The 22,954-nt window shown below is 57.8% G+C and carries 20 protein-coding genes and 1 pseudogene; 11 read left to right on the plus strand and 10 right to left on the minus strand.

The genetic code is table 11. The features are described from left to right. The first annotated feature begins 12 nt into the window (after window positions 1–12). Window positions 13–570: a GTP cyclohydrolase I FolE gene (gene folE / locus F8N12_RS14530; RefSeq protein WP_150581043.1), complete on the plus strand. Its 558-nt coding sequence runs from the start codon at window positions 13–15 to the stop codon at window positions 568–570. Between the two features lie 300 nt (window positions 571–870). Here folE and F8N12_RS27645 read toward each other — a convergent pair. The 3 genes and pseudogenes from F8N12_RS27645 to F8N12_RS14550 all read right to left on the minus strand — a co-directional run. Beyond that, window positions 871–1,509 (minus strand): annotated as a pseudogene (locus F8N12_RS27645) (DNA-binding protein); the annotation flags it as partial. Between the two features lie 1,313 nt (window positions 1,510–2,822). Then, window positions 2,823–3,752 carry a hypothetical protein gene (locus tag F8N12_RS14545; RefSeq protein ID WP_150581044.1) on the minus strand — a complete coding sequence of 310 codons (930 nt, stop codon included), beginning with the start codon at window positions 3,750–3,752 and terminating at the stop codon, window positions 2,823–2,825. Next, window positions 3,736–4,284, minus strand: coding sequence for a cytochrome b (locus F8N12_RS14550; RefSeq protein ID WP_150581045.1), 549 nt, complete (start codon window positions 4,282–4,284; stop codon window positions 3,736–3,738). The genes F8N12_RS14545 and F8N12_RS14550 overlap by 17 nt, the downstream gene beginning before the upstream one ends. 189 nt (window positions 4,285–4,473) lie before the next feature. On the opposite strand from F8N12_RS14550, the gene F8N12_RS14555 reads away from it, so the two are divergent. From F8N12_RS14555 to F8N12_RS14585, 7 genes are read left to right on the plus strand one after another with little or no spacing between them, the layout of a single operon-like run. Continuing rightward, on the plus strand, window positions 4,474–5,151 hold the full coding sequence (locus tag F8N12_RS14555; protein WP_150581046.1) for a thermostable hemolysin: 678 nt from the start codon (window positions 4,474–4,476) through the stop codon (window positions 5,149–5,151). After that, the gene (locus F8N12_RS14560; RefSeq protein ID WP_150581047.1) at window positions 5,141–6,622 is read left to right on the plus strand and encodes an AMP-binding protein; all 1,482 of its coding nucleotides are present in this window, start codon (window positions 5,141–5,143) and stop codon (window positions 6,620–6,622) included. The genes F8N12_RS14555 and F8N12_RS14560 overlap by 11 nt, the downstream gene beginning before the upstream one ends. Continuing rightward, the gene (locus F8N12_RS14565; protein ID WP_150581048.1) at window positions 6,619–7,293 is read left to right on the plus strand and encodes a TenA family transcriptional regulator; all 675 of its coding nucleotides are present in this window, start codon (window positions 6,619–6,621) and stop codon (window positions 7,291–7,293) included. Before F8N12_RS14560 ends, F8N12_RS14565 begins: the two co-directional genes overlap by 4 nt. After that, window positions 7,280–8,089, plus strand: coding sequence for an SDR family oxidoreductase (locus F8N12_RS14570; protein WP_150581049.1), 810 nt, complete (start codon window positions 7,280–7,282; stop codon window positions 8,087–8,089). Before F8N12_RS14565 ends, F8N12_RS14570 begins: the two co-directional genes overlap by 14 nt. After that, complete coding sequence (locus tag F8N12_RS14575; RefSeq protein ID WP_150581050.1) at window positions 8,086–8,730, plus strand: tetratricopeptide repeat protein; 645 nt, start codon at window positions 8,086–8,088, stop codon at window positions 8,728–8,730. Before F8N12_RS14570 ends, F8N12_RS14575 begins: the two co-directional genes overlap by 4 nt. A gap of 11 nt (window positions 8,731–8,741) precedes the next feature. Beyond that, window positions 8,742–9,401 (plus strand): response regulator, encoded by a 660-nt coding sequence (locus tag F8N12_RS14580; protein WP_150581051.1) that lies wholly within the window; start codon window positions 8,742–8,744, stop codon window positions 9,399–9,401. Next, window positions 9,401–10,771, plus strand: a complete 1,371-nt coding sequence (locus F8N12_RS14585) for an ATP-binding protein (RefSeq protein ID WP_150581052.1) — start codon at window positions 9,401–9,403, stop codon at window positions 10,769–10,771. The genes F8N12_RS14580 and F8N12_RS14585 overlap by 1 nt, the downstream gene beginning before the upstream one ends. Window positions 10,772–10,941: 170 nt before the next feature. Here F8N12_RS14585 and F8N12_RS14590 read toward each other — a convergent pair whose 3' ends face one another. Then, complete coding sequence (locus F8N12_RS14590; protein ID WP_150581053.1) at window positions 10,942–13,314, minus strand: phosphoketolase; 2,373 nt, start codon at window positions 13,312–13,314, stop codon at window positions 10,942–10,944. 222 nt (window positions 13,315–13,536) lie between these two features. Between F8N12_RS14590 and F8N12_RS14595 the strand changes: the two genes are divergently transcribed. Further along, on the plus strand, window positions 13,537–14,289 hold the full coding sequence (locus F8N12_RS14595; protein ID WP_150581087.1) for a cyclic nucleotide-binding domain-containing protein: 753 nt from the start codon (window positions 13,537–13,539) through the stop codon (window positions 14,287–14,289). Window positions 14,290–14,475: 186 nt separating this feature from the next. Here the strand turns inward: F8N12_RS14595 and F8N12_RS14600 are convergent, their stop codons facing one another. The 3 genes from F8N12_RS14600 to F8N12_RS14610 are packed head-to-tail and all read right to left on the minus strand — an operon-like array spanning window position 14,476 to window position 17,264. After that, complete coding sequence (locus F8N12_RS14600; protein WP_150581054.1) at window positions 14,476–15,417, minus strand: universal stress protein; 942 nt, start codon at window positions 15,415–15,417, stop codon at window positions 14,476–14,478. Window positions 15,418–15,419: 2 nt separating this feature from the next. Beyond that, complete coding sequence (locus tag F8N12_RS14605; protein WP_150581055.1) at window positions 15,420–16,304, minus strand: universal stress protein; 885 nt, start codon at window positions 16,302–16,304, stop codon at window positions 15,420–15,422. A 48-nt stretch (window positions 16,305–16,352) separates the two neighbouring features. Beyond that, window positions 16,353–17,264 carry a universal stress protein gene (locus F8N12_RS14610; protein WP_150581056.1) on the minus strand — a complete coding sequence of 304 codons (912 nt, stop codon included), beginning with the start codon at window positions 17,262–17,264 and terminating at the stop codon, window positions 16,353–16,355. Window positions 17,265–17,487: 223 nt separating this feature from the next. Here F8N12_RS14610 and F8N12_RS14615 point away from each other — a divergent pair, with 223 nt between their 5' ends. Further along, window positions 17,488–18,051: a GNAT family N-acetyltransferase gene (locus F8N12_RS14615; RefSeq protein ID WP_150581057.1), complete on the plus strand. Its 564-nt coding sequence runs from the start codon at window positions 17,488–17,490 to the stop codon at window positions 18,049–18,051. A gap of 54 nt (window positions 18,052–18,105) precedes the next feature. On the opposite strand, the gene F8N12_RS14620 is transcribed toward F8N12_RS14615, so the two are convergent. Together F8N12_RS14620 and F8N12_RS14625 are read right to left on the minus strand one after the other, a co-directional pair. Beyond that, window positions 18,106–19,029: a universal stress protein gene (locus tag F8N12_RS14620; protein WP_150581058.1), complete on the minus strand. Its 924-nt coding sequence runs from the start codon at window positions 19,027–19,029 to the stop codon at window positions 18,106–18,108. 105 nt (window positions 19,030–19,134) lie between these two features. Beyond that, complete coding sequence (locus F8N12_RS14625) at window positions 19,135–20,373, minus strand: MgtC/SapB family protein (protein ID WP_150581059.1); 1,239 nt, start codon at window positions 20,371–20,373, stop codon at window positions 19,135–19,137. A 502-nt stretch (window positions 20,374–20,875) separates the two neighbouring features. Here F8N12_RS14625 and F8N12_RS14630 point away from each other — a divergent pair. Further along, a complete protein-coding gene (locus F8N12_RS14630; RefSeq protein WP_150581060.1) occupies window positions 20,876–21,805 on the plus strand; it encodes a universal stress protein in 930 nt (309 codons plus the stop codon). 135 nt (window positions 21,806–21,940) lie between these two features. Here the strand turns inward: F8N12_RS14630 and cydB are convergent, their stop codons facing one another. Then, on the minus strand, window positions 21,941–22,942 hold the full coding sequence (gene cydB / locus F8N12_RS14635; protein WP_150581061.1) for a cytochrome d ubiquinol oxidase subunit II: 1,002 nt from the start codon (window positions 22,940–22,942) through the stop codon (window positions 21,941–21,943). Window positions 22,943–22,954 lie beyond the last annotated feature (12 nt).

The raw sequence follows: 22,954 nt of genomic DNA on the forward strand, positions 1-22,954 counted from the left end.
CAAGGTCGACCGATGAACGAACCAATGACGGAAAACTACCGGGAAATTCTCCAGCACGTCGGCGAAGACCCGCAGCGTGAAGGCCTGCTCAAGACCCCGGAACGCGCAGCGAAGGCCATGCGTTATCTTTGCCATGGCTACCGGCAAACGCTGGAAGAGATCGTCAACGGCGCACTGTTCGAGTCGGATAACGATGAGATGGTCATCGTTCGTGAAATCGAATTGTATTCGCTGTGTGAACATCATCTCTTGCCATTTATTGGCAAGGCTCATGTTGCCTACATACCGACAGGCAAAGTGCTGGGATTGTCGAAGGTCGCGCGAATTGTCGACATGTTTGCCCGCCGCCTGCAGATCCAGGAAAACCTCACCCGGGAGATTGCCGATGCAATTGCCAAGGTCACCAATGCCGCCGGGGTGGCCGTGGTGATCGAGGCCAAACACATGTGCATGATGATGCGAGGTGTAGAGAAGCAGAACTCGGTGATGACCACCTCTGTGATGCTTGGCGCCTTCAGGGAGTCGTACAACACCCGACAGGAATTCCTACAGCTGATCCGCGGCGGCTAGGCAACGTGCCAGTCTGCCGAAGCGTGTTCAGGTTGCCACGTCACATTTCGGTTCGACGCCAGACCTGTAGGAGCCGGCTTGCTGACAGTATTCAAGCGATGCTGCGCATGGCGTCAGTCAAATCCTTCTGACACTTGCTCAACGCCGTCCTGATCGCGTCGATGCTTTCTTCCATCCGCCATGCCGGCCCAACCACATCAATCGCGTGTTGACTTTGCGGTGTTTGCAAGCCGACAGCTGTTGCCCCTAACTTCTAATAGCTCTTCCTGAGCCAGCGCATCTTTAGCTGGTTAATCGTCTCCTGCCCTCCTTCTTAGCGTGATCGACCACCCGGTGGGCGCGAGCTTCAACGCCACGCACGTAGTTCTCTTGGGCGATACGCTCCTGCTCGGTCTTGAGCCGCAATGCCTGCAGTTCCCGCTGGATTGTCTGACTTGGTGCTGAGCTTCACCCGCTCGCGAAACAGATCGCCGCGCTGCTGATGCAGGTACTCGATCTGCGTCCGACGCTGCGCCAGCAACAAGGCGAGGTCGGCCAGTCATGTCTCAGCCGCTTGGCGCCTCGTCAGCGCCTACGCCGCTTGGTGGCGGAACTGCGCCGCATCCTGACGCGCTCGGTCCTCAACCACCGCCAGCCTTTCCCGCTCGGATAGCACCTGGCGTTGCTCCGCTATTGCCTCTTCGGCATCAGCCCGCGCCATCAGAACTGCCTGCTGCCACACAGCAACAAAGGCCTTTGAGACGTCTCTCGGTAGTGCCGGCAGGCGGGTCTCACCGCTCAAGCGCTCGGCCAAACGCGCCACCATTGATAGAGCAGCCCACTGACGCGCGCCGGGTTGCCCCGCCCCAGCTCCAGACGAACGCGTTCGACCGTCGGCCGTTCGCCACGGCCTAGCACCGGACCCGCAGCGGCAAACACATCACTTTCTGGTACCCCCACTGCCTTAGCTTACCTACAGTTATATTAGGTCTGATAATTAAATGTTATTTGACCATATTTCCAAAAGAATGGATTTTCAATACTTGGAAGTATCAAATAATACAGACCAGTTATCGCGGACTGCCGGAACGCCGCTGAATCCAAATGCTTTGGCGCTCCACGCCAGGAAGCCGCGGCTGCTTTTATCGCCGCTGGTACCGCGGCCAATACCGTGCACAGTTATCGTAGCTCCCTCGCCTACTGGTCGGCCTAGCTGCAGCTACGTTATGGCCAAGCGCTAGGCGCTAGGCGACAGGCTACTATCCCCGTCCGTGGCCGTGCACTTTGCGTTCGATCATTTGGCACGGCTGATGGCCGACGGTGTTTGAGGCACACCTGTTGCCGCCATCAATCGACACCGCGCTAGTGGCCTCGCGAATCAAAGCCAATGTCGTTCCGCTGGCCTTTAACACCGTCAGTCATCGTCTTTCGGACTGGGCAAATGGCAAATGGCAAATGGCAAATGGCAAATGGCATAGGATCAGCGAATGGGCCAATCCATGTGAGGATGCGGGGACACCGCTGCGTGAGGCAAGCAAAGCACAATCACGCCAGGGAATGAGCGTGCGCAAAAAAACTGCCATCATGCTAGGGCGTTGCAGTCGCTGCTGGCCACTTGCGACTAGGGCGTGCGTGATCGCGCCCTGCTAATGCTGTCCTTGAGCGGTGGCGGCCGGCGGCATTCGGAGTGGTTTGCCTGAGAGTTGGCGATGTGCGCCAACTGGAGGCCGACACCTGGCTATACGCTTTGACCGCGGCGTACGTCTTGAGAAACCGCTGCGCGGACCGGCAGCAGCTTGGCCGCCTGACTCTCAGCGGCGCCGGCCGATTCCGGCCCACTGTTTCGCCGGCTGTAAAAAGGCAACAAGGTAGAGGATAGCGGATTGGCGGCAAATCAAATTGCGCGCATCATACAGCGGAGGGCAAAACTGGCGAGCTTGAAGGGTGATTAGGCAGCGCAAAGCTCGCGCTCGGGCTTCGTCACCGAAGCCAGCCGCAAGTGTGTACCGCTGGCGAGGTGACGGCTATGACTGAGCACCGCAGTGTCATACGGAGATGGGTTAGTTTCAAGCAGCGTCCCTAATAACCAGTAGAGCGAGTAACTTATTCGTCGAGCTATCTACAATACCGAAGAATGATCAGTGAACCTAAGCGCTCAGTAAGACACTTGAAAAAAAAGCGTTAATATTAACGTGAATTGGCTACGCATTCAAAAGTTTAAGTATAAAAAAGCCATTATAAAGCTCGTTGCGCCGACGATATTACAAGATAACTTAATACCCAGTTAAATAATCGTCAACTGCGCGTATAAGCCGCATGCAACCTATATCCCTATAACCCGCCAGATATGACTCGAGCGATCTATAGTCTGCAGCACTCGCGCAACCAAATTTTATCGATCGAATTATTTCTGGATTGTAACTTCGCCATATTTTAAGCTCAGCGCTTTTGTTTTCCGCAAACTCAAAATCTTGCTCACCTATCACGCCCATCAAGTATCCAGCTAGCAACAAACTGGCAAATCGGGCCTTGCAACCGGCCAATTCAGCGCCATACATAATACCATCGTGATAATTAGACATCGTATTGCGCACGAACGGCTTTGTCTTGCCAAACATATCTAGCGCCATGCCTTGATTACCGTTGTATACTGGAGCAAGCAAAAAAATATTATACAAGCTGTCAAAGAGATCAATAACGACAACGCTTTGTTTACGCTTCCAATTGGTTAATCTGCTAACAATACTAATCCTAAACCGTAAGTAATGCTCGCACGTCCAGTTCTCGTCCAGCCTTCGGGACTTTAGCCCCTGTAAAAAGGCATCCCATGCGCGACATAATTGAGGTGTAACTAGTAGCCTTTGTAGATCGACTCCATGAATCGTACAAATGGTTGAATTTCGATAGCACCAATTTTTACGCCACCCGGGGGCATGTCCATTGGTAATGTCCGCTCGCAGACAAAGTCCGCAGAACCACCAGCGTCTATTCCAACCAACAACCTTTTCTTTTTTTTTGAAAAACACGGTATTAGCGTGATCTGGATTAATACTTAGTTCTTTAAAGACCGTCTCGGACAGACCGTCGAGCTTTTCACGTCTTCTAAGTACTACGCCTGCGCGGTGCAATGCCGCGCAGGCCCTCCCCCCTAACCCGACATCCAGATAAACGGCCAATAGCGGTCCTTCACGAATCTCGCTCAATCAACATCCTTTCCAGCGTGTTGTCCTTCATCCAATAGTGATGAAACAGCCCCGCCGCCATATGCAAACCAATCAACCAATAACCCGTAGTGCCGATCAGCTCATGCCAGTACTTGAGCTGTTTGGCGAAGTCCGGGTCCACTGCTACCGGTGCCGGCACGTGAAAACCGAAGTACGGGAACGGCTTGTCGCCTGCGGCGAGCATCAGCCAGGCGAGGATGGGCGTGGCGATCATCAGCCCGTAGAGCGCAAGGTGTGTCAGGTGCGCGATAGCGGTCTGCCAGGCCGGTGGTTTCGGAGTGATCGGTGGTCGTGGGCTCAGGCGTCCGATCAGGCGAAACCAGACCAGGGCGAAAATACTTGCACCAAACAAGCCGTGCAAGCCCATCAGCAACCCTCGCGCTTCGCTGCCCTTGGGCAGATAGCCCTTGATTTCGACACAGGCATAAACGCCGACGAACAGCACCAGCATCAGCCAGTGCAGGGTGATTGAAAGTTTTCCATATCGGGCTACGGCGGTGTCGCGGGTCATAAGAAACGCCTCTTGATTGTTGTGAGGGACGGTCGATCCGGCTGCCTTGAACCGGCCGCTATACCCTGCCCGTCCTGTCTTAAGAGAGTCTGAAGATCGGCTCTCGGATTAACTTTCTTTCACCTTCAGACTTCGTTAAGAAATGGCTTGGATACTGCGCTCAAACCCATTGAGGGAGGCGTTCGCCCCATGCCCGATTTTGACTGGAACATCCCCCTGCCCTTGCATTTCGGCCAAGCTGAAACGCCACTGCTGGCACTGACGGGTGCGTTGCCGAACGACGCTTTGCGAGCGACATTCGAAGCCTTTATCCAGCAGCGCTTTCGCAAGGCCCACGGCGCCGACATCCGCCACTTCATGCCCGAGTTGTTCGGTATGCACAACGCTGAGGGCCAGTTGTGCGCAGTGGCCGGCGTGCGTCGCGCGCACCTTGAGCCGCTGTTTCTGGAGCGGTATCTGGACGAACCGATCGAATCTTTGATCAGCGCGGCGGCTGAACATTCGGTAGACCGAAACGCCATTGTCGAGGTTGGCAACCTGGCGGCCAGCGACACCGGCAGCGCGCGCCTGAGCATCATCGCCATTACCTATCTGCTGGCCATGGGTGGCCTGGAATGGGTGACGTTCACCGGCAGTATCGGCCTGGTCAACAGCTTCCACCGTCTCGGCCTGGAACCAGTGACATTGTGCGCCGCTGACCCGGATCGCCTGGGTGACGAGCGTCAGCATTGGGGCAGTTATTACGAGAGCAAACCCTGGGTGCACTTCGGCAACATCCGCGCCGGGTTCGTCCACTTACGCAATAGCGGCCTGTTCAGCCGCCTGGGTTTGCCGACCTCGATTGAAGGAGCCTGCCATGTCGCTTGAACTGCAACGCTTTCAGGAAACCTTGCGGGAGCATGCTCGACGCAATGACAACGCGATCGCGCTGTGGGGCGACACGCTGAAACTCGATTACGCCACCGTGTATGCACAAGTGCTGTATCGCCAGGAGCGCCTGCGCGACGAGCAGGTGCAAGTGGTCGCCCTTGCGCTGGACAACGGCGTCGACGCCATGCTCTGGGATCTGGCGGTGTTGTTCGAAGGGTTGACCTGCTTGACACTGCCGCCGTTTTTCAGCCCGGCACAACGCGCCCATTGTCTGGAGCAGAGTCAGGCCGAACGCGTGATTGCCGAACCGCAGCTGGGACCCGAACTGCGCGCTGCCGGTTATGAGCAACGCGGCGAGTTCTGGTGCCGCGCCTTCAGCAGCCACAGCCGCATGCCGATCGGCACTGCCAAGCTGACCTTCACGTCCGGCACCACCGGCACGCCGAAAGGTGTTTGCCTGAGTGCCGAAAGCCTGTTGCGGGTCGCACGAGAGCTGGATCAGGCTAGTGAACCTACCGGCGCGCAACATCATTTGGCGCTGCTGCCATTGGCAATACTGCTGGAGAACCTCGGCTGTTACGCCGCGCTGTATGCCGGTGCGATGCTCAGCCTGCCGAGCCAGAGAACCCTCGGCATTCAGGGCGCCAGTGGCGTCGATGTCCCGCACCTGTTGGGTTATCTCGCCGGGCGTGCGCCGGAGAGCCTTATTCTGGTGCCACAGCTGTTGCTGATACTGGTCAACGCCGCCGAACAGGAAGCGTTCACCCCTCAAACCCTGCGCTTTGCGGCGGTCGGTGGTGCACGTGTCTCCGAAGATTTGCTGTACCGGGCGCAACGGATCGGCCTGCCCGTTTTTGAAGGTTACGGTTTGTCCGAATGCGCTTCGGTGGTGTGCCTCAACCGCCCGGGTGCACTGAGACCCGGCAGCGTCGGTCGACCGCTGCCCCATGTCGAAGTGCGGTTGGCCGAGGACGGTGAAGTGCTAATCAAGGGTTCGACACTGCTCGGCTATCTAGGGGACGCATCCTGCGCCGATGAGTGGTGGCCGAGCGGCGATCTGGGCGAGTTCGACCCGGAAGGTTTTCTTTATCTCAAGGGCCGCAAGAAGCATCAGTTCGTCACCAGCTACGGGCGCAACGTCAACCCGGAATGGGTCGAGTCCGAGCTGACCCAGCGCCGCCACATCGCCCAGGCGTTCGTTTACGGCGAGGCCTCGCCGCGCAATCACGCCCTGCTCTGGCCGCATCGCCCGGACTGCACCGATGCCGAACTGGCCGCTGCCGTCGCCGAAGCCAACGCGGCGTTGCCCGATTATGCCCAGGTGCATCAGTGGACGCGCCTGCCGCAACCCTTCACCACCGCCAATGGCTTTCTAACCGCCAATGGCCGCCCACGCCGCGACGCCATTGTCGCGCAGTACCAAGCCCAATTGACCGAATCCGTTGTCTTGGAGGAATCCGCATCATGAGTTTTTTCGACACCCTGCAAGAGGCCACACAGCGTGAACGCCACGAGCTGTTCAACCTGCCGATCATCCTCGATGCGTTGCACGGTAAGGTCAGCCTCGATAGCTATCGGGCTTTTCTCGCACAGGCCTTCTATCACGTGCGACACACCGTACCGTTGATGATGGCGTGCGGCGCACGTTTGCCGACGCGTCTGGAATGGTTGCGCAAAGCGGTGTGCGAGTACATCGAAGACGAATACGGCCACGAACAGTGGGTGCTCGACGACATTGCCGCCTGCGGAGGTGATCGAGGGGCCGTGCTTGATGGCCAGCCGTCGCTGCCGATTGAGCTGATGGTGAGCTTCCTTTATGACCTGATCGCACGTGGCAACCCGGTGGGTCTGTTCGGCATGGTCAACGTGCTTGAAGGCACCAGCATTGCCCTGGCCACGCACGCGGCGGGGAGCATCCGGGAGCGTCTGGCGTTGCCGGAAACCGCCTTCAGTTACCTGAGTTCTCACGGTTCGCTCGACATTGGACACATGCAAACCTACCGCCGCCTGATGAATCAGCTGGACGAGCCCGAGGATCAAGCGGCGGTGATTCATGCCTCAAAGGTCGTCTACCGACTCTACACCGAGATGTTTCGTGGCTTGCCGCGTGACGCGGAGGCTGAACATGCAGCTGCGTAGCGCGCGCGTGGTCTTGACCGGTGCCAGTGGTGGCATTGGCATGGCCATAACCGATGCCTTGTGCGCCGCCGGTGCTCGGGTACTGGCCGTGGCGCGGCATCAGGCAGCCCTGGCGCCGCTGCTCAAGCGCTACCCCGACAACCTGTGCTGGGTAGCGGCTGACCTGACGTTTCTCAGCGACCGACGCAAAGTGCTCGCCGCCGCCGAAGCGCTTGGGGGCGTCAACATGCTGATCAACGCTGCCGGGGTCAATCACTTCGCCATGCTCGAACAGCTCGACGACAGCGAGATCAGCTCGATGCTCGCGGTGAACGTCAGCGCGCCGATCTGCCTGACCAAGCTGTTGCTGCCGGCGCTCAAGCAGGCCGACAGCGCCATGGTAGTCAACGTCGGCTCGACCTATGGCTCGATCGGTTATGCCGGATACGCCAGCTATTGTGCAACCAAGTTTGCCCTGCGCGGATTTTCCGAAGCGTTGCGCCGGGAGCTGGCCGACACCCGGGTCAGCGTGCTCTACGTCGCACCGCGGGCCACCCGCACGTCGATGAACAGCGCGGCGACGCAAGCCCTGAACGATGCGCTCAAGGCCAACGTCGATGATCCGCAATCCGTGGCCTCGGCGGTGATCCACGCCATTGCCAGCGACCGCCGCGACCTGTATCTGGGCTGGCCCGAACGCTTTTTTGTGCGCCTCAACAATCTTCTGCCACATCTGGTCGATCGAGGTCTGCGCAAGCAGTTGCCGCTGATCCGCCGCCTTAGCGAAAAAACCGATAACGAGACCCTTAAGCCATGAAAAGAATCTTTGCGTGCCTGCTAATCGCAATTCTCAGCCCAAGTGTCTGGGCGCTGGAGGCGGCCGACCAGCAGCGCCTGAGTGGCATTCAACAAAGCTGGGCGCACATCCAATATGAAGTGGCCGAAAAACAGCGCGCCGACGCGTTTGAGCAATTGTCCACCGAAACCTTGGCGTTCACTACGCAGCGCCCGGCGGTGGCCGAAGCCTGGATCTGGAAAGGCATCGTCACCAGCAGTTGGGCCGGCGCCCAAGGCGGACTCGGCGCGCTGGGCAAAGCCAAGGAGGCCAAGGCTGACCTGGAGAAATCCCTGACCCTCGACCCCAAGGCCCTGCAAGGCTCTGTCTATACCAGCCTGGCGGCGCTGTATGATCGGGTGCCCGGCTGGCCCATCGGTTTCGGCGACAGCGACAAAGCTGAACAACTGCTCAAGCAGGCGCTGCAACTCAATCCCGATGGCATCGACAGCCTGTACTTCTGGGGTGATCACCTCTACCGTCAGAAACGCTACGCTGAAGCAAAAGCCGCGCTGCAAAAAGCCTTGCAAGCGGCCCCGCGGCGCGGCCGTGAAACGGCCGATGCGGGGCGCCGCAAGGAGATCGCCGCCCTGCTGGTGGACGTCAACAAGAAACTCGACTGACAGGAGTTTGCGTGCGTTTATTATTGATTGAGGACGACGTGGCGCTGGGTGAAGGCATTCAGCAAGCGCTTGGGCGTGGGGGTTACACGGTAGATTGGCTCAAGGACGGCAGCAGCGCGCTGCATGCCTTACTTAGCGAAAAGTTCGATGTCGCCGTGCTGGATCTCGGTTTGCCACGCATGAATGGTCTGGAAGTACTGAGACGCTTGCGCGCCAGCGGCTCGAACCTGCCGGTGCTGATTCTTACCGCCCGTGACGCCACCGAAGATCGCATTGCCGGGCTGGATGCCGGCGCCGACGACTACCTGATCAAACCGTTCGACCTGGACGAGCTCAAAGCTCGACTGCGGGCCTTGTTGCGCCGCAGCGCCGGGCGTGCGCAAGCGCTGATCGAACATGCCGGCATCTGTCTCAATCCAGGCACTCGGCAAGTCAGCTATCACGGCCAGCTTGTGGCACTTACGCCCAAGGAATATCAGTTGCTGCATGAACTGCTTTCACCTCCGGGTCGAGTGATGACTCGAGATCAACTGATCCAACTGCTTTACGGCTGGAGTGAAGAAGCTGAAAGCAATACGCTGGAAGTTCACATCCATCACCTGCGCAAGAAGTTCTCCACTGAGCTGATCCGCACCATTCGCGGGGTGGGCTATCTGGTGGAGGAACGCTGATGACTTCGATCCGCCGCCGCACACTGACCTTGATTATCGGCCTGTTACTGGCCGGTCTGGCGGTGCTCAGCCTTTTCAATCTGCACGATAGCCACCATGAAATCGCTGAAGTCTACGATGCTCAGCTCGCGCAGAACGCGCGCCTGTTGCAGGGCGTGATGCGCATGCCGCTGGCATCCAGACAGCATGCCGAACTGTACCGGGCGTTCAACGCCGCGCTGGGTGAAGCAGTGCCGCGCGGCGACGGTCATCCTTACGAACGGAAAATTGCCTTTCAGGTATGGAACCCTGGCGGTGAAGTGTTGGTGCACACCGCCAGCGCGCCATCCTTCAGTTCACCGCCGACGCAACCGGGTTTCAGTGATGTGGTGGATTTGAACCATCGTCATTGGCGCGCATTCCTCCTTGAAGACCCACAAAACGGCATGCGCATCTGGGTCGGTGAACGTGATGATGTGCGCGCGGATCTGGTCGGCCGCATCGTGCGTCATACGCTTTGGCCTAACATCGTCGGCAGTTTGCTCCTCGCGGCGATGATCTGGCTCGCTATCGGCTGGGGCTTGAAGCCCCTGGCAAACATGGCTGAGACCCTGCGTGCCCGCCACAGCGGTTCCCTTGAGCCATTGCAACTGGCACCGTTGCCCAGCGAACTTGAGCCCATGCAGGCGGCACTCAATCGCATGCTCGCACAGATTCAAGAAGTGCTTGGCCGCGAACGACGCTTCATTGCCGACGCTGCCCACGAAATGCGTACGCCACTCGCCGTGCTGCGAGTGCACGCGCAAAACCTGCTGGAGGCAGGCACCGAACAGGAACGTCGTGAATCGCTGGAATTCCTTATCTCGGGCGTTGATCGCACCAGCCGTCTAGTCAACCAGTTACTGACCATGGCGCGACTGGAACCCAAACCCGATCCGCCACCGCTACAACGCATCGACCTCAGCGAAACCGTGCGCAACAGCCTCGTGCAGCTGACACCCTGGTTGTTGAGCAAAAACCTTGAACTGATATTCGACGTCAGCGACCAGCCCTTTCACGTATTCGCCAACCCCGCCGCCATCGACATCGCGCTGAACAACCTGATCACCAACGCAGCCAACTTCTCCCCCGAGCACGGGGCAATCACTGTGCAACTGAGCCAGGCTGATGGCTACTGTCATTTGACCGTCGACGACCAGGGCCCCGGAATTGATGAATCAAGTAAAGACCGATTGTTTGAGCGTTTCTACAGCCGTGGCACTGTGCAAGGTGCCGGGTTGGGGTTAACCATCGTCAACACAATCGCCAAGCGTTTGAACGGTCGTATCGAACTGGTAAACCGGGCAGAGGGAGGCTTGCGGGCGACGTTATCAATTCCAGCCAGTGAATAATTGCAAAGCATCAACCTGGTGTTTCGTTTTGCACGGTCGTAGCAGCGCATATCCTTATCGTGGCCTGCCCCTGAGCACGTGTGCAGTCACTTCGATTGCACTACGTCGCGACGTCACTGACGCCGGTCAGACAAGAAGCCGCCGCGCCGTCAGCGACTGCCGTGTAATGGTCAATGATCCGCTGGCGCCCATTGCCAATGCAGGACTTCGGGCAGGTCCTGCCCATGCTCGATGAGGTAAAGCTTGTGCCGCTCCATGGTCGACCAATATCGCGCCCTGTTGACCGGGATCTGATCCTGCAGACGGGGCACGCACTCGATGACATCCAGCGCCAGGCGATAACGGTCCAGATTGTTGATCACCGCCATGTCGAAAGGAGTGGTCGTCGCACCCTCCTCCTTGAAGCCTCGCACATGGAAATTCTCATGGTTCCTGCGTTTGTAGATCAAACGGTGAATCAGCGCCGGGTAGCCGTGGAAAGCGAAAATCACCGGTTTGTCCAGCGTAAATAAATCATCGAATTCACTGTCCGGTATGCCATGGGAATGCTGATATGGCGGCTGCAGTACCATCAGATCCACGACATTGACCACCCTTACCCGCAAATCCGGCGCGTACTCGCGCAACAAGGTCACGGCGGCGAGCGTTTCCAGGGTCGGTACATCACCGGCACAGGCCATGACCACGTCGGGATCCTCATCATTACGGCATGCCCATTCCCATCGACCGATACCCTTCTGGCAATGCCGAATGGCCGCATCGATATCCAGCCACTGCCATTCCGGTTGTTTGCCGCAGACGATGACATTGATGTAATTGCGGCTTCTGAGGCAGTGGTCCGTCACCGACAACAGGCAGTTGGCATCGGGGGGCAGGTAGATCCGCGCGATGTCCGGTTTTTTATTGGCCACAAGATCGATAAACCCCGGGTCCTGGTGGGAAAAGCCGTTATGGTCCTGACGCCATACGTGGGATGTCAGCAAAAAATTCAGTGAAGCAATAGGTCGGCGCCACGGCACCTCAGCGGCGGTCTTCAGCCATTTGGCATGCTGGTTGACCATCGAATCGACAATATGGATAAAGGCTTCGTAACACGACAGCAACCCATGGCGTCCAGTCAGTAGATAACCCTCGAGCCAGCCCTCGCAGACCTGCTCGCTGAGAATCTCCATGACGCGCCCCTCGACGGCCAGATTGCTATCATCCGGCTCCAGAGGCTCCATCCACGCCTTGGCGCTGACCTCGTAAACTGCATCAAGGCGGTTCGAGGCGGTCTCATCCGGGCCGAACAGGCGAAAATTGCCGGAGGTCAGGTTGTTTTTCATTACATCGCGCAAGTACCTACCCATTACCCGGGTGGCCTCCGCGCGCAGGTTGCCGGGTGTTTCAAACTTCACGGCATAGTCGCTGAATCGCGGTAAATCCAGGGGGCGCAGCAACACACCCCCATTGGCGTGGGGGTTTGCGCTCATTCGCCGTTGCCCGGTCGGTGCCAGTGCCGTGATCTCGGGCAGCACCGAACCGTTATCATCAAACAGCTCCTCAGGGCGGTAGCTGCCGAGCCACTCCTCCAATTGACGCAGATGCAGCGGTTGCTGGAAATCGGCCAATGGCACTTGATGAGCACGGCAAGTCCCTTCGACCCGATGACCATCGACGAACTTCGGACCGGTCCAGCCTTTGGGTGTCCGTAAGACCAGGATTGGCCACAGTGGCCGTTGCGCCGGCGTCGATCGTCCCGGCCGCCGCGCCTCAAGCTGGATGTCACGAATCTTCAGAATCATCGTGCTCAGCGTCTGCGCCAGCGCCTGATGCACCCGCATCGGGTCATCACCTTCAACAAAGTAAGGGTCGTAGCCATAGCCATACAACAGGGCTGAAAGCTCATCCTCACTGATTCTGGCAAGCAGAGTGGGATTGGCGATTTTGTAGCCATTGAGGTGCAAGATGGGCAATACCGCTCCGTCCCGCGCTGGATTGAGAAATTTGTTGGAATGCCAACTGGCTGCCAGCGTTCCTGTTTCAGCCTCGCCGTCTCCGATGACGCAGGCGACAATCAGATCCGGATTATCGAATGCGGCACCGTAGGCATGAGCCAGGCTATAGCCCAGTTCGCCACCTTCGTGGATTGATCCAGGAATCTGTGCCGAAACGTGGCTGGAGATGCCGTAGGGCCAGGAGAACTGGCGAAACAGGCGCAGCAGGCCGTTTTCGTTGCATTCCACAGAGGGGCAGAACTCGGTGTAAGTGCCTTCCAGGTAGGTCTGAGCGACCACCGCCGGCCCACCGTGGCCGGGGCCGGCAATGAAAATCATGCTCAAGTCGTACTGGTTGATCAAGCGATTCAGATGCGTATAGATCAGGTTCAGCCCAGGCGTCGTCCCCCAGTGGCCCAGCAGTCTCGGCTTGATGTGCGCCAGAGTGAGGGGTTGCTTGAGTAGCGGGTTGGCCCTCAAGTAGATCTGGCCGACGGCCAGGTAATTGGACGCCCGCCAATAAGCATCCAGCCCTGCCAGTTGTTCAGCATTCAGGAAATCGCTCATGAATCTCTCCGCCAAGGGACCGGGCCATCGATAGGCACTAAACAATTCTGCGAGTCTGGGCAACTCGATACTTGATCTACATCAAATATCCAGGTCGGGCTTGGGTATACGTTGGTAATGGATGTTCCGTTCGTCTATTACATTGCTATTGCGAAGAATCCCAGGCGTGTCAGACGACATGCCGCCTATCCTTAGTGAGCCCCCCAAGTGACCTCACTACTCATGCCAGACGTTCGCGCTCTGCAACCCCGTTACCTGAAGGCTGCATGCTCAACTTGCAGCGTGATGGAGCTATGCCTGCCGATCGGTATGACAGGCCCGGAAGTCGAACGACTGGACACGTTGATCGTGCAACGCGTCAAGCTCAAAAAAGGAGCGGCGCTCTATCGTGCTGGTGAGCCGCTACGCTCGCTTTATGCGGTGCGAACCGGCTCGTTCAAGACCAGCGTTCTTTCTATCGATGGCCGCGAGCAAGTCACGGGGTTCCAGATCCCCGGCGAAATGTTGGGGCTGGACGCTATCAGCACGGACTTGCATGCGTGCAACGCGGTTGCCCTCGAAGACAGCGAGGTCTGCCCCATCAACTTCAATCGCCTGGAAGAGTTGGCCCATGAGCTGCCGTCACTGCAGCACAGCTTCAACAAAATCCTCAGCCGGGAAATCGTTCGCGATCACGACATGTTGATGATGCTGGGCAACATGAACTCGGACGAGCGTCTGGCAGCTTTCTTGTTGAACCTGTCGCAACGGTTGAAAACCCGTGGGTATTCATCGACGGATTTCGTCTTGAAAATGCGCCGCGAGGAGATTGGTTCGTACCTTGGATTGCGCTTGGAAACCATTTGTCGGGGCATCGCCCACCTGCGGGATCAGGCACTCGTGGAAATTTCCGGCCGTGACGTCCACATCCGCGATCTGGAAGGTCTCAAACAGTTGATTGCTGGCTGCCATCGCCCTCCTCCTGACCGTCGCTGATGGCACTCTTTCAGGGCGAAGCATCAATACTGCCCGCCACGGTGAAGCAAGAGGATTGCCTCACCCTTCCAGGAAAGGCTACCGGTCCGGCACAGGTACTTGTGCGCCGCTTCCCTGCTCCTGTGCTGAACCGCCTGATACCGACTGGATAACTTGTGGTTTGCCATGACTGACTCTCGCGCTTTATCAACAGCCGACTCGATGGCCGTCGTTCAATGAGCGTAAAGGCTTGACGATCATCAAACTGCAAGGCGCGCGGTTCAACAGGCTCTCGACGGTATCGCCAAGAAACCGTTCAGGCGCCTGATGATAAATCGTGCCCAGCACCACCATGTCGAAGGCGTGCTGTTGTGCGAACAATCCAATGACCTTGTGGGGAATGCCCGTCAGGAGATGTCGATGTGCATCCTTGATGCAATAGCGCTCGGCAAGCACATCGAAAGCCTCTTGCTGAGCATCCTCAATCGCATCCCTGAAGCTGTCATCAAGACTGCCTGTCGGCACACTCTTCAGTGCATCGCTGATCTCTGACCAACGACTGACGTTAAGCAAGTGCAGCTCGGCGCCGCAGCTGGCCGCCAGGGTAGAAGCCAGATCGACTATCCGGTCATTCAAACCCTGCGTCAGCTCCTCCAGATGGGACAAATCGATCGCCGCCAGGATTTTCAAGGGCTTGGGATTTCTGGCACTGGTTACCAGATGCAGGTGCGTCGGACACTCACGCAGCAGGCGCCAGTCCAGAGGCCGGTGAAATGCCCGGTCAAGTGCCGGCACGTAATGGCTGTCTTTGATCACCAGGTCCGGATGGAAGTCACTGACGTATTCCAGCAGGTTGGCCAGGCTCGACCTTGCCCAGACCACTTCGGCGCTCACCTGCAGGCCGGCGCATCGGCAGAAGCGGGCACGCTGCTCCAGCCATTGACGGTGTACCTGCAAATAACCTTCCCGTGCCTGGGCCATCGCATCGTGGTCCAGCAGACCGACTACCGCCAACGCTTGAACATAATCGAACGCAACAAAATGCAGCTGCGCACCGGTTGCACATGCCAAGGCATGGGCTCGCCCAAAGGCCGGTGTGTAGGTCATTTCGCTCGGGGCTATCAACAGAATACGTTTGAGCTTGAGCATATCTAAACCGCCAAAACACAACATGGCACCTGATACAAAATATGCTCGGTGGTGCTTCCCAGGAGTTTGTGCAAACCATGGGACTGAACTCTGCCCATCACGATCGCATCCACGCTGTGTGCATCAGCAAATTCACTCAATACCCTGACCGGATGTCCGTCTACGAAATGTCGGTGATCCGGGGGCACACCGAACTGTCCTGCCAAATGAACGAAAGACTTTTCCAGGTCCGTGCGAAGCGCTTGAGTAAGCTCCGCGAGCGTCAGGCCGCCCATGTCCGCCAGGAAAGCGGCCGAGATATCGCAGGCGAAAAGCAAATGCAGTTCGGCATCGCACTGCATGGCAAGACAGCACGCCTGCTTGATGATTCGCTCATTGAGTTCGTCGTCGGTCGACTCGGCATCCGTGACCTCGACTGCCGCGACAACCTTGCGCGGCAAGCTCAAGCCACCGCCGCCCACCAGATAAACCGGTACCGAACAGTGACGCAACAAATGCCAGTCCAAAGGCGTGAAGAACGCCCGCTTGAGCACGGACACATGGTCAATTTCCTTGATCAACAAGTCGGGATGAATGTCCGTGACGTGATCGATGATGTCTTGCTTCATGTCCTGCGCCCACGTTACCTGGATGGTCACCACAATTCCCTGGCCACGCAAGTTCTGCGCCTGAGCCTCAAGCCAATTGCGATGATCCTGCAGGTATTGCTCGCGGGCCAATGTTCGATCGCCCTCCTCAAGCAGCGATAACCATTTGAGCGAAGGGATCAGCGCCGCGATATGCAAACTCGCGCCGCTGGCCTTGGCCAGTGATGATGCTTGATGCATGGCCGGGGAATGACGCAGCGCCGGATTGATGATCAGCAACAGACGTTGATACTGGCTCATGATCAATCTCCAAGTGACGGTGGTTATTTCGACGCAACCCGCTACAGGTTAACGTCCGTGACTGGCCTTGACCGCCAGGATGCTGCCTGGCAGAGAGTACAGCGCTCGCTCTGTGTTGCTACCGATCAGCCGGTCTACACCCGTGCGGTGCACCGTGCCCATCACCACGACATCGGCCAGGTATTGCTCGACGAATTCGCCGATCACAGGCACCGGCAGCCCCATGACGAAATGTCGGCGTTCGGGAGGCACGCCATAACGCTCCGCCAGTGCCATGAACGCCTGGTGCAAGGATTGTCGCAGCTCCTCGACCAAGTCCACGCCCCAGCCCCCCCCGGCCAAGGGTGTTTCGCTATCGAAAGCGGGCGATAAATCGTAGGCGTACAGCAGGTGTAAAGGCGCATCGCATTGCAGCGCCAAGGCGTTAGCTGTCTGAATGATGGTGTCGTTCAGTTCGCTGGACTGGGTCGAAGGGTCGAACGGGTCGACTGCCGCGACAACCCTGTGAGGCAGGCCGTAGCGAACGTGGTTGACTAGATGCACGGGGACCGGGCATTCACGCAACAAGTGGCAATCAAGTGGAGTGATGAAAACCCGCTTGAGCGCGGGCTCAAGGGTGACATCCTTGATCAGCAGATCGGGTTTCAGATCTTCGACCGTCTTCAGAATGTCCAGCAACGGGTGGGTGGTGAAGATGGCTTTTACCGTCACCTCAAGCCCCCGTTCGCTGAGCCGATCCAGCTCTTCGACCTCCCAGCGGCGGTAACGACGCAGATAGCGCTGTAGCTCAGCGTCGTCCACCTTTTCTTCCCAATAGTGAACCACCGGCACAGGTTCGACAAAGGCTCGTACATCCAGCACGGCTCCGGCCGCGATGGCTAATGAGACGGCGCGCTGTTGTGCAGGTGACGGGTGCAGAGTTTGATCAGCGATCAATAGAAAACGTTGATATTTTCCCACCACAGTCTCCTTTCGGCGTCGGCCATTGCGTGTCGATATGGTCAATGCTGCGCGCCTTCATTTGGCGCCGTTTGATTTACATCAAGCGCAGGTCAACAAGTGCCACTGACACAGCTGTCTGATCCAGATCAGATAGCAGCGTTTCCAACGGTGTAGAAAAGCATCACACGCGGCATTTTTGTCGCGCTCCCGGCTTGCTTACCGTACTGGAGGAGTACCCCCCATGCTTACCGTCAAAGATCACAATGATCGGGCCGCCGCCGCTTACACCGCGGTCATTGGGCAACACTGGATTGAAGCGCTCAAGGACGGGCGCCATGTGTTGATCCGGCCACTGGCGCAAAAGGATCGCGACCGTGAATACGCATTCATCAAACGGCTGTCCCTCGAATCCCGGCACATGCGCTTTCTCGCACAGGTCAATGAACCCGGCGCCGCGATGCTCAATCAGTTGATGGACACCGACAACAAGCAGCGTGTGGCCTATATCGCCCTGGTCCATGACAACGGGCAGCTGATCGAGATCGGCGTCAGTCGATACGCAGCCACACGCGAGCATGAGTGTGAATGTGCCGTAACGGTCGCGGATGAATGGACCCATCTGGGGCTGGGCACGTTACTGATGGAGCATCTGATCAAGGCTGCCCAAAAAAACGGCTTTCATCAGATGTACTCGGTGGATGCCGCCAGCAATGCGCCGATGCGCGACCTTGCCAAGTCGCTGGGTTTTGACACGAGCAATGATCCCGATGACAGCCGTCAAGTCATTCACCGGCTTTACCTGTAACAAAATCGCCCCACGATGTTTCGGCCAACGGCTCATCGTGGGGCGATCAGCCCCTCAGGATTGCAGCACTCTGCCCGGCTTGATCGCCAATACACTGCACGGCGCTCGATGCAGAAGTTGCTCGGCCGTGGTGCCCAGCAGTTTGCTTAAACCCCTGTTCTGCACCGTGCCCATGACAATGACATCGATGTCGTGCTCACTGACAAATTCACAGATACCGGCTACCGGGGCTCCTTCTTTGAAGTGCCTGCGCTCCGGTGGCACTCCGTGGCGTTCAGCAATGGCCGCAAATGCGTGCTGCTGGGCCGTACCCAATATTTCATAGATACCGGTGGCCAACGGCAACGCGCCAAAACCCATGTCCTGGACGTAGACAGCTGTCCAGTCATACACATGCAGTAATTCGAGATTGGCATCGCAGATGGTTGCCAGTTTTGCGGCTGCATCGATAATCTGGTCGTTGAACACATGGTCCTGATCCTCATCTCGCAGCACATCAATGATGGCCAATACATTGCGAGGCCGGGCATTCAACGGCGTGGTCACCAGGTGCACCGGCACTGGACAATCACGCAACAACTGCCAATCCAGTGGAGTGAAAAACACTCGCTTGAGCGCCGATTCTTCTCGAGCGTCCTTGATGATCAACGTCAGCGGCATCTCATTGATGAAGTTGATTATTTCCTCGTAAGGATGTTGAACCCACACCACCTCGCTGGTGACCTCCACGCCATGCTTGCTCATCAGTCCGGCCTGATCGGCGAGCCATTGGCGATGGGTTTGCAGATAGCCATCCCGGGCGCGAGCAAATTGTTCCGGAGCGAACAACCCGGCCACCGCCAAGGCCTGTGAATAGTCATACGCCACGATGTGCACAGGTAATTGCATTGCCACCGCCAACGCTGCAGCCCGATCGAAGGCCGGGGTACGAGTCATGGCTGGAGGAGCGATCAACAGTAAACGATGAGTCTGCGACATGGGGCACCTCGGCACGCGGCCATTTGCAATCCAGTAATAAAGTCACAGACTGATCGCTGGCGGTTTTGAGCATTTGATTTTTGTCAGTAACGTGCGCCATGTCCGTCAGCCAATCCCTATGCCTGCCCACATGACCAGTGTCATCAACACTTGGCCCGGAATCACCCAAGCGGCAAAGCGTCGGCCGCCGCTGACCCACGCCACCACGCATTTGCTGATGGAATTGCTGCTGATCGCAATCAGCACCGGAGCGACAACGGCATCGAACGATAACTGGCCGGATTTGGCCAGCGTGGCGATCGATGCCGTGGAGGCATGCGCATCCGCAAACCCGCTGAACGTGGCCGTCAGCATCACACCTACCTGACCGAAATGGCTGAGCATGCTGGAGGAAATAATGGCGATGCCGGTCATGGTCAATGTGACCATCAGAGCCAGCTTGAGATTGAACGCGCCACCGACCTGAATCGGCTGGTTCGTGCGGGACGCCGGTTTCGGGAACATCAGAAACAAGCCATACAGGGCAGCTGCTACAGCGCCGCCTGTCAGGGGCGCCCACAGGTGGCGCAGCAGGCCGGGGTCGACTGCCGCCAGAATCAGGCCGACCTGAATGACGGTGGCCATGTTGGACAATATTGCAGCTGCGCTCAGTACCTTTACGTTATCCGGTTGCCGGGCGACAAGATGGCCCATGGCAGCGATCGTTGCGGTGCTGGAGGCAAATCCGGAGGCAATGGCGCTGATTGCATATCCATAGCGGCTGCCCAAGGTTCGAACGGCGATATGCCCAACCGCTCCCACCGCCATGAGCAGCACGGTCAGGCTGCAAATCGTACGCAGATTGATCGCAGCATAGGGACCGATGAAACGGTCAGGTGCCAAAGGCAAAACGACTAGCGCAGCCGTCAGTAGAATGAGGCCATCGCTTAGCTCCGCCTCAGTCAGTTGGCTGCGTGCAAAGTGGTGAAGCTTCTCTCGATAAGTCAGCAGCCCCGCCAGCACTACGCCGATAGCGATCGCCAGCTCGGGGCTCGTGCCGCACAACGCTCCCAGCACCAACACCGTCAATAACGCCACTTCGCTGGTAATCCCGGGGTCGTCGCTCAGGCTTCGCCAATAAGCCACTGTGACGAGCAATCCCAGAGCAATGGCCACGATTCCCACCAGCAAGCCGCCACCGACCTGCATCGCTACATGCCCCAGCAACGCAGTGATGGAGAAGGTTCGCAAACCGGCACAAGCGCGCGTCTCACCCTGCCCCTTATGCCGTTCGCGCTCAAGACCGATGAGCATGCCAATCCCTAGTGCGGCGGCGGCGCCCGTCAGGCCGATAGCTCCGGTCATTGGGTTGTCTCAGCACACGCTTGCGCTTCTCCCAGCCTGTTGAAGTGCACTAGCAAGGCATCCATGCAAACGACCCAGCAATGGCTGGCCGGATTTTGCGTGATATCAATGAACATGCAGACCTCCCAATTGCCTCAAGATCAGCTCTGACAGCCGCTACCCTGTGCCCGGGCGCGAAGGAGTGCATGCGGAGCTCGATGGCGGTCGTACAACGAAGTGGTGTGGACTCTGCGCCACGGGTCACCCGCCGCTCCAAACGAGTAAGCAGCAGCCTGTATGAGCCCAAGACTGCGCCGGGGAGTCCTATGAAAAATTGATAATGGTCAACAAATCCTCAAGCGACGAAGCCCGGACAGCCGCACGTCAGGTAATACCGTCCTTTCCATTGGATTTGACAAAGATCAAGCCCGCCGCCTTGATGAGAGGCAGGCTAGGTTCAAGGCTTCACTGCCCGATAACACCGCAGCCGTCGGGGCCAGCGATTATCTACCGGAGATCTGTCATGTCCGATCAACTGCGTTTCATGCTGGTCGTCTCACCGCTGATGGAAAACAGCCCTGCCTTCGACCGTGCCGCTGCCTTGGCCAAGGCCTCAGGCGCTGCCCTGCACATTGTGGCGTTCGATTATCTGGAAGGGCTGGCGACTGCCGCAATGGTCAACGAACAGGCCTTGGAGCAAATGCGCCTGGGCTATGTAGAGCGCCATCGTCAATGGCTCGAAGACCAGGCCCGCCCCTTGCGCAAGATCGGTGTGCACGTCACCACGGAAGTCGTCTGGGTAGAAAGACCCTTGCAGGAGATCCTCATTCATATCAAAGAACAGCCGATGGCCGTATTGATCAAGGCCCTCGAGCACGAATCATTGCTGTCACGCCTGATGTTTACGCCACTGGACATCCATCTGTTGCGCGAATGCCCGGTGCCACTGCATTTTGTCAGTCACTTGCGCAATGTTCTGCCACGCAAGATCGTCGCAGCCGTTGACCCGTTCCACTCTGACGATCAATACAAAGGATTCAATGACAGGATCCTGCGGGAGGCCTCCAAACTGGCGAGCATCTGTAACGCAGAACTCGACGTGATTTATGCCCATGACCTTTCCAGCATCAGCGCGAGCGAGTTCGGTTTCAGTACTGGCTCGGCGTTTTTCTCCTCGGCCAAAGCCAAAAACTTGTTCGATGCGCAGGCTGATGCGTTTCGCGAACTCTCTGAACGCAACGCAATACCGCCGGAACGCCAGCACATGATCATGGGCAATCCAGCCAAGGTGCTGACCAGTTACGCCGAGGCCTACGCCACCGATGTGATTGTCATGGGACGTGTCGGACACCGCAGCATGGAACGCATGGTTGGCAGTACGGTGGAAAATCTACTGTACAAGTTACCCTGCAGCGTGTGGGTGGTTTCCCCGGAAAATATCTGCGAAGCATAAAGCGCGTCAGGTGATTTCCCCGACTGTAAAATTGCTCGAAGCGCCGGTCGCGGTCCTCCTCATTAACACCCGATAGCATTGGTCACCTCGCCATGGAATCTTGGGACTGCACCGCGGCGCTCAAGCTTTGGATCATCAATCCCGAGCAGCACCCACCTTTCCGCTGAACACCCTGAAACCGTAGGTGTTGTAGACCAATGTCACCGGTATCAGCACGGCAATACCGATCAGCATGAACATCTGGCTGGTCGGACTTGAGGCGGCAGCCTGTAACGTAAGGGTCGGTGGAATGATGAGTGGGAAAAGCACCGCGACCATCACGGCAAAGGCGACCACGAAAACCCCAAGTGCAGCGAACAGCGGCAAGTAATGCCGACGGCTGCGAAAGCCGAAGACAAAACCGCTCAGCATCGCGGTGAGCAATGCTGCGGCCGGCAGCCAGACCAGATGCGCAGCGAGCCGCTGCGCATATTGAGGCTGAAGTGTCGCCGTCCACGCTGCCAATACGCTTAACAAAATCAATGTCACGATCGACAGCACCTTGGCCTGTCGAACCGATCGCAGCTGGAGATCTCCCTCGGTACGCCAGTACAGCCAACAGGCACCCAGCCACGTATAGCCCACCACCAGAACCGCACCGCAAAACAGGGGGAACGGGCTCAGCCACTCCCACCCTTCGCCGTTGTACTGGCCGTTTTGATGAGGCACGCCCTGCACCAGCGTACCCAACACGATTCCTTGAACGCCGCCGGCCAGCAGCGAACTGCAGGCGTGCAAGCCGTCAACAGCGCGCTTCACACTTTCGCTGGGCGCGTAGTCGCGAAACTCCAACGCCACGGCCCGCAGAATCAACGCAAGGAACATGATGATAAAAGGCAGATAAAGCGCCGGCAGCAGTATCGCGTAGGCCACCGGAAAGAGCGCCAGCAGTCCGCCGCCCCCCAATACGAGCCAGGTTTCGTTGGCATCCCAGATCGGCAAAATGGTCACTGCCATTGCACGTCGTTGGCGGCTGGCGCGGGTCAGCCCGAGCAGCATGCCAACACCCAGATCTGTGCCATCCAGCAGCACATAGTTCAAAATCGAGAAACCGAGGGCTGCAGCGCACAGCAGAGTCAAGACGTCATTATCGAACATGCACTCCTCCCC

Source organism: Pseudomonas fluorescens (genome assembly GCF_902497625.1).
GTDB classification, from domain to species: domain Bacteria; phylum Pseudomonadota; class Gammaproteobacteria; order Pseudomonadales; family Pseudomonadaceae; genus Aquipseudomonas; species Aquipseudomonas fluorescens_BQ.

Excerpts from the sequence above, each read along its gene's own strand:
- folE (WP_150581043.1), top strand. The coding sequence starts at position 13 with ATGAACGAACCAATGACGGAAAACTACCGGGAAATTCTCCAGCACGTC.
- F8N12_RS14550 (WP_150581045.1), bottom strand. The coding sequence starts at position 4,284 with ATGACCCGCGACACCGCCGTAGCCCGATATGGAAAACTTTCAATCACC.
- F8N12_RS14555 (WP_150581046.1), top strand. The coding sequence starts at position 4,474 with ATGCCCGATTTTGACTGGAACATCCCCCTGCCCTTGCATTTCGGCCAA.
- F8N12_RS14560 (WP_150581047.1), top strand. The coding sequence starts at position 5,141 with ATGTCGCTTGAACTGCAACGCTTTCAGGAAACCTTGCGGGAGCATGCT.
- F8N12_RS14565 (WP_150581048.1), top strand. The coding sequence starts at position 6,619 with ATGAGTTTTTTCGACACCCTGCAAGAGGCCACACAGCGTGAACGCCAC.
- F8N12_RS14570 (WP_150581049.1), top strand. The coding sequence starts at position 7,280 with ATGCAGCTGCGTAGCGCGCGCGTGGTCTTGACCGGTGCCAGTGGTGGC.
- F8N12_RS14575 (WP_150581050.1), top strand. The coding sequence starts at position 8,086 with ATGAAAAGAATCTTTGCGTGCCTGCTAATCGCAATTCTCAGCCCAAGT.
- F8N12_RS14585 (WP_150581052.1), top strand. The coding sequence starts at position 9,401 with ATGACTTCGATCCGCCGCCGCACACTGACCTTGATTATCGGCCTGTTA.
- F8N12_RS14590 (WP_150581053.1), bottom strand. The coding sequence starts at position 13,314 with ATGAGCGATTTCCTGAATGCTGAACAACTGGCAGGGCTGGATGCTTAT.
- F8N12_RS14595 (WP_150581087.1), top strand. The coding sequence starts at position 13,537 with ATGCCAGACGTTCGCGCTCTGCAACCCCGTTACCTGAAGGCTGCATGC.
- F8N12_RS14600 (WP_150581054.1), bottom strand. The coding sequence starts at position 15,417 with ATGCTCAAGCTCAAACGTATTCTGTTGATAGCCCCGAGCGAAATGACC.
- F8N12_RS14605 (WP_150581055.1), bottom strand. The coding sequence starts at position 16,304 with ATGAGCCAGTATCAACGTCTGTTGCTGATCATCAATCCGGCGCTGCGT.
- F8N12_RS14615 (WP_150581057.1), top strand. The coding sequence starts at position 17,488 with ATGCTTACCGTCAAAGATCACAATGATCGGGCCGCCGCCGCTTACACC.
- F8N12_RS14620 (WP_150581058.1), bottom strand. The coding sequence starts at position 19,029 with ATGTCGCAGACTCATCGTTTACTGTTGATCGCTCCTCCAGCCATGACT.
- F8N12_RS14625 (WP_150581059.1), bottom strand. The coding sequence starts at position 20,373 with ATGACCGGAGCTATCGGCCTGACGGGCGCCGCCGCCGCACTAGGGATT.
- F8N12_RS14630 (WP_150581060.1), top strand. The coding sequence starts at position 20,876 with ATGTCCGATCAACTGCGTTTCATGCTGGTCGTCTCACCGCTGATGGAA.
- cydB (WP_150581061.1), bottom strand. The coding sequence starts at position 22,942 with ATGTTCGATAATGACGTCTTGACTCTGCTGTGCGCTGCAGCCCTCGGT.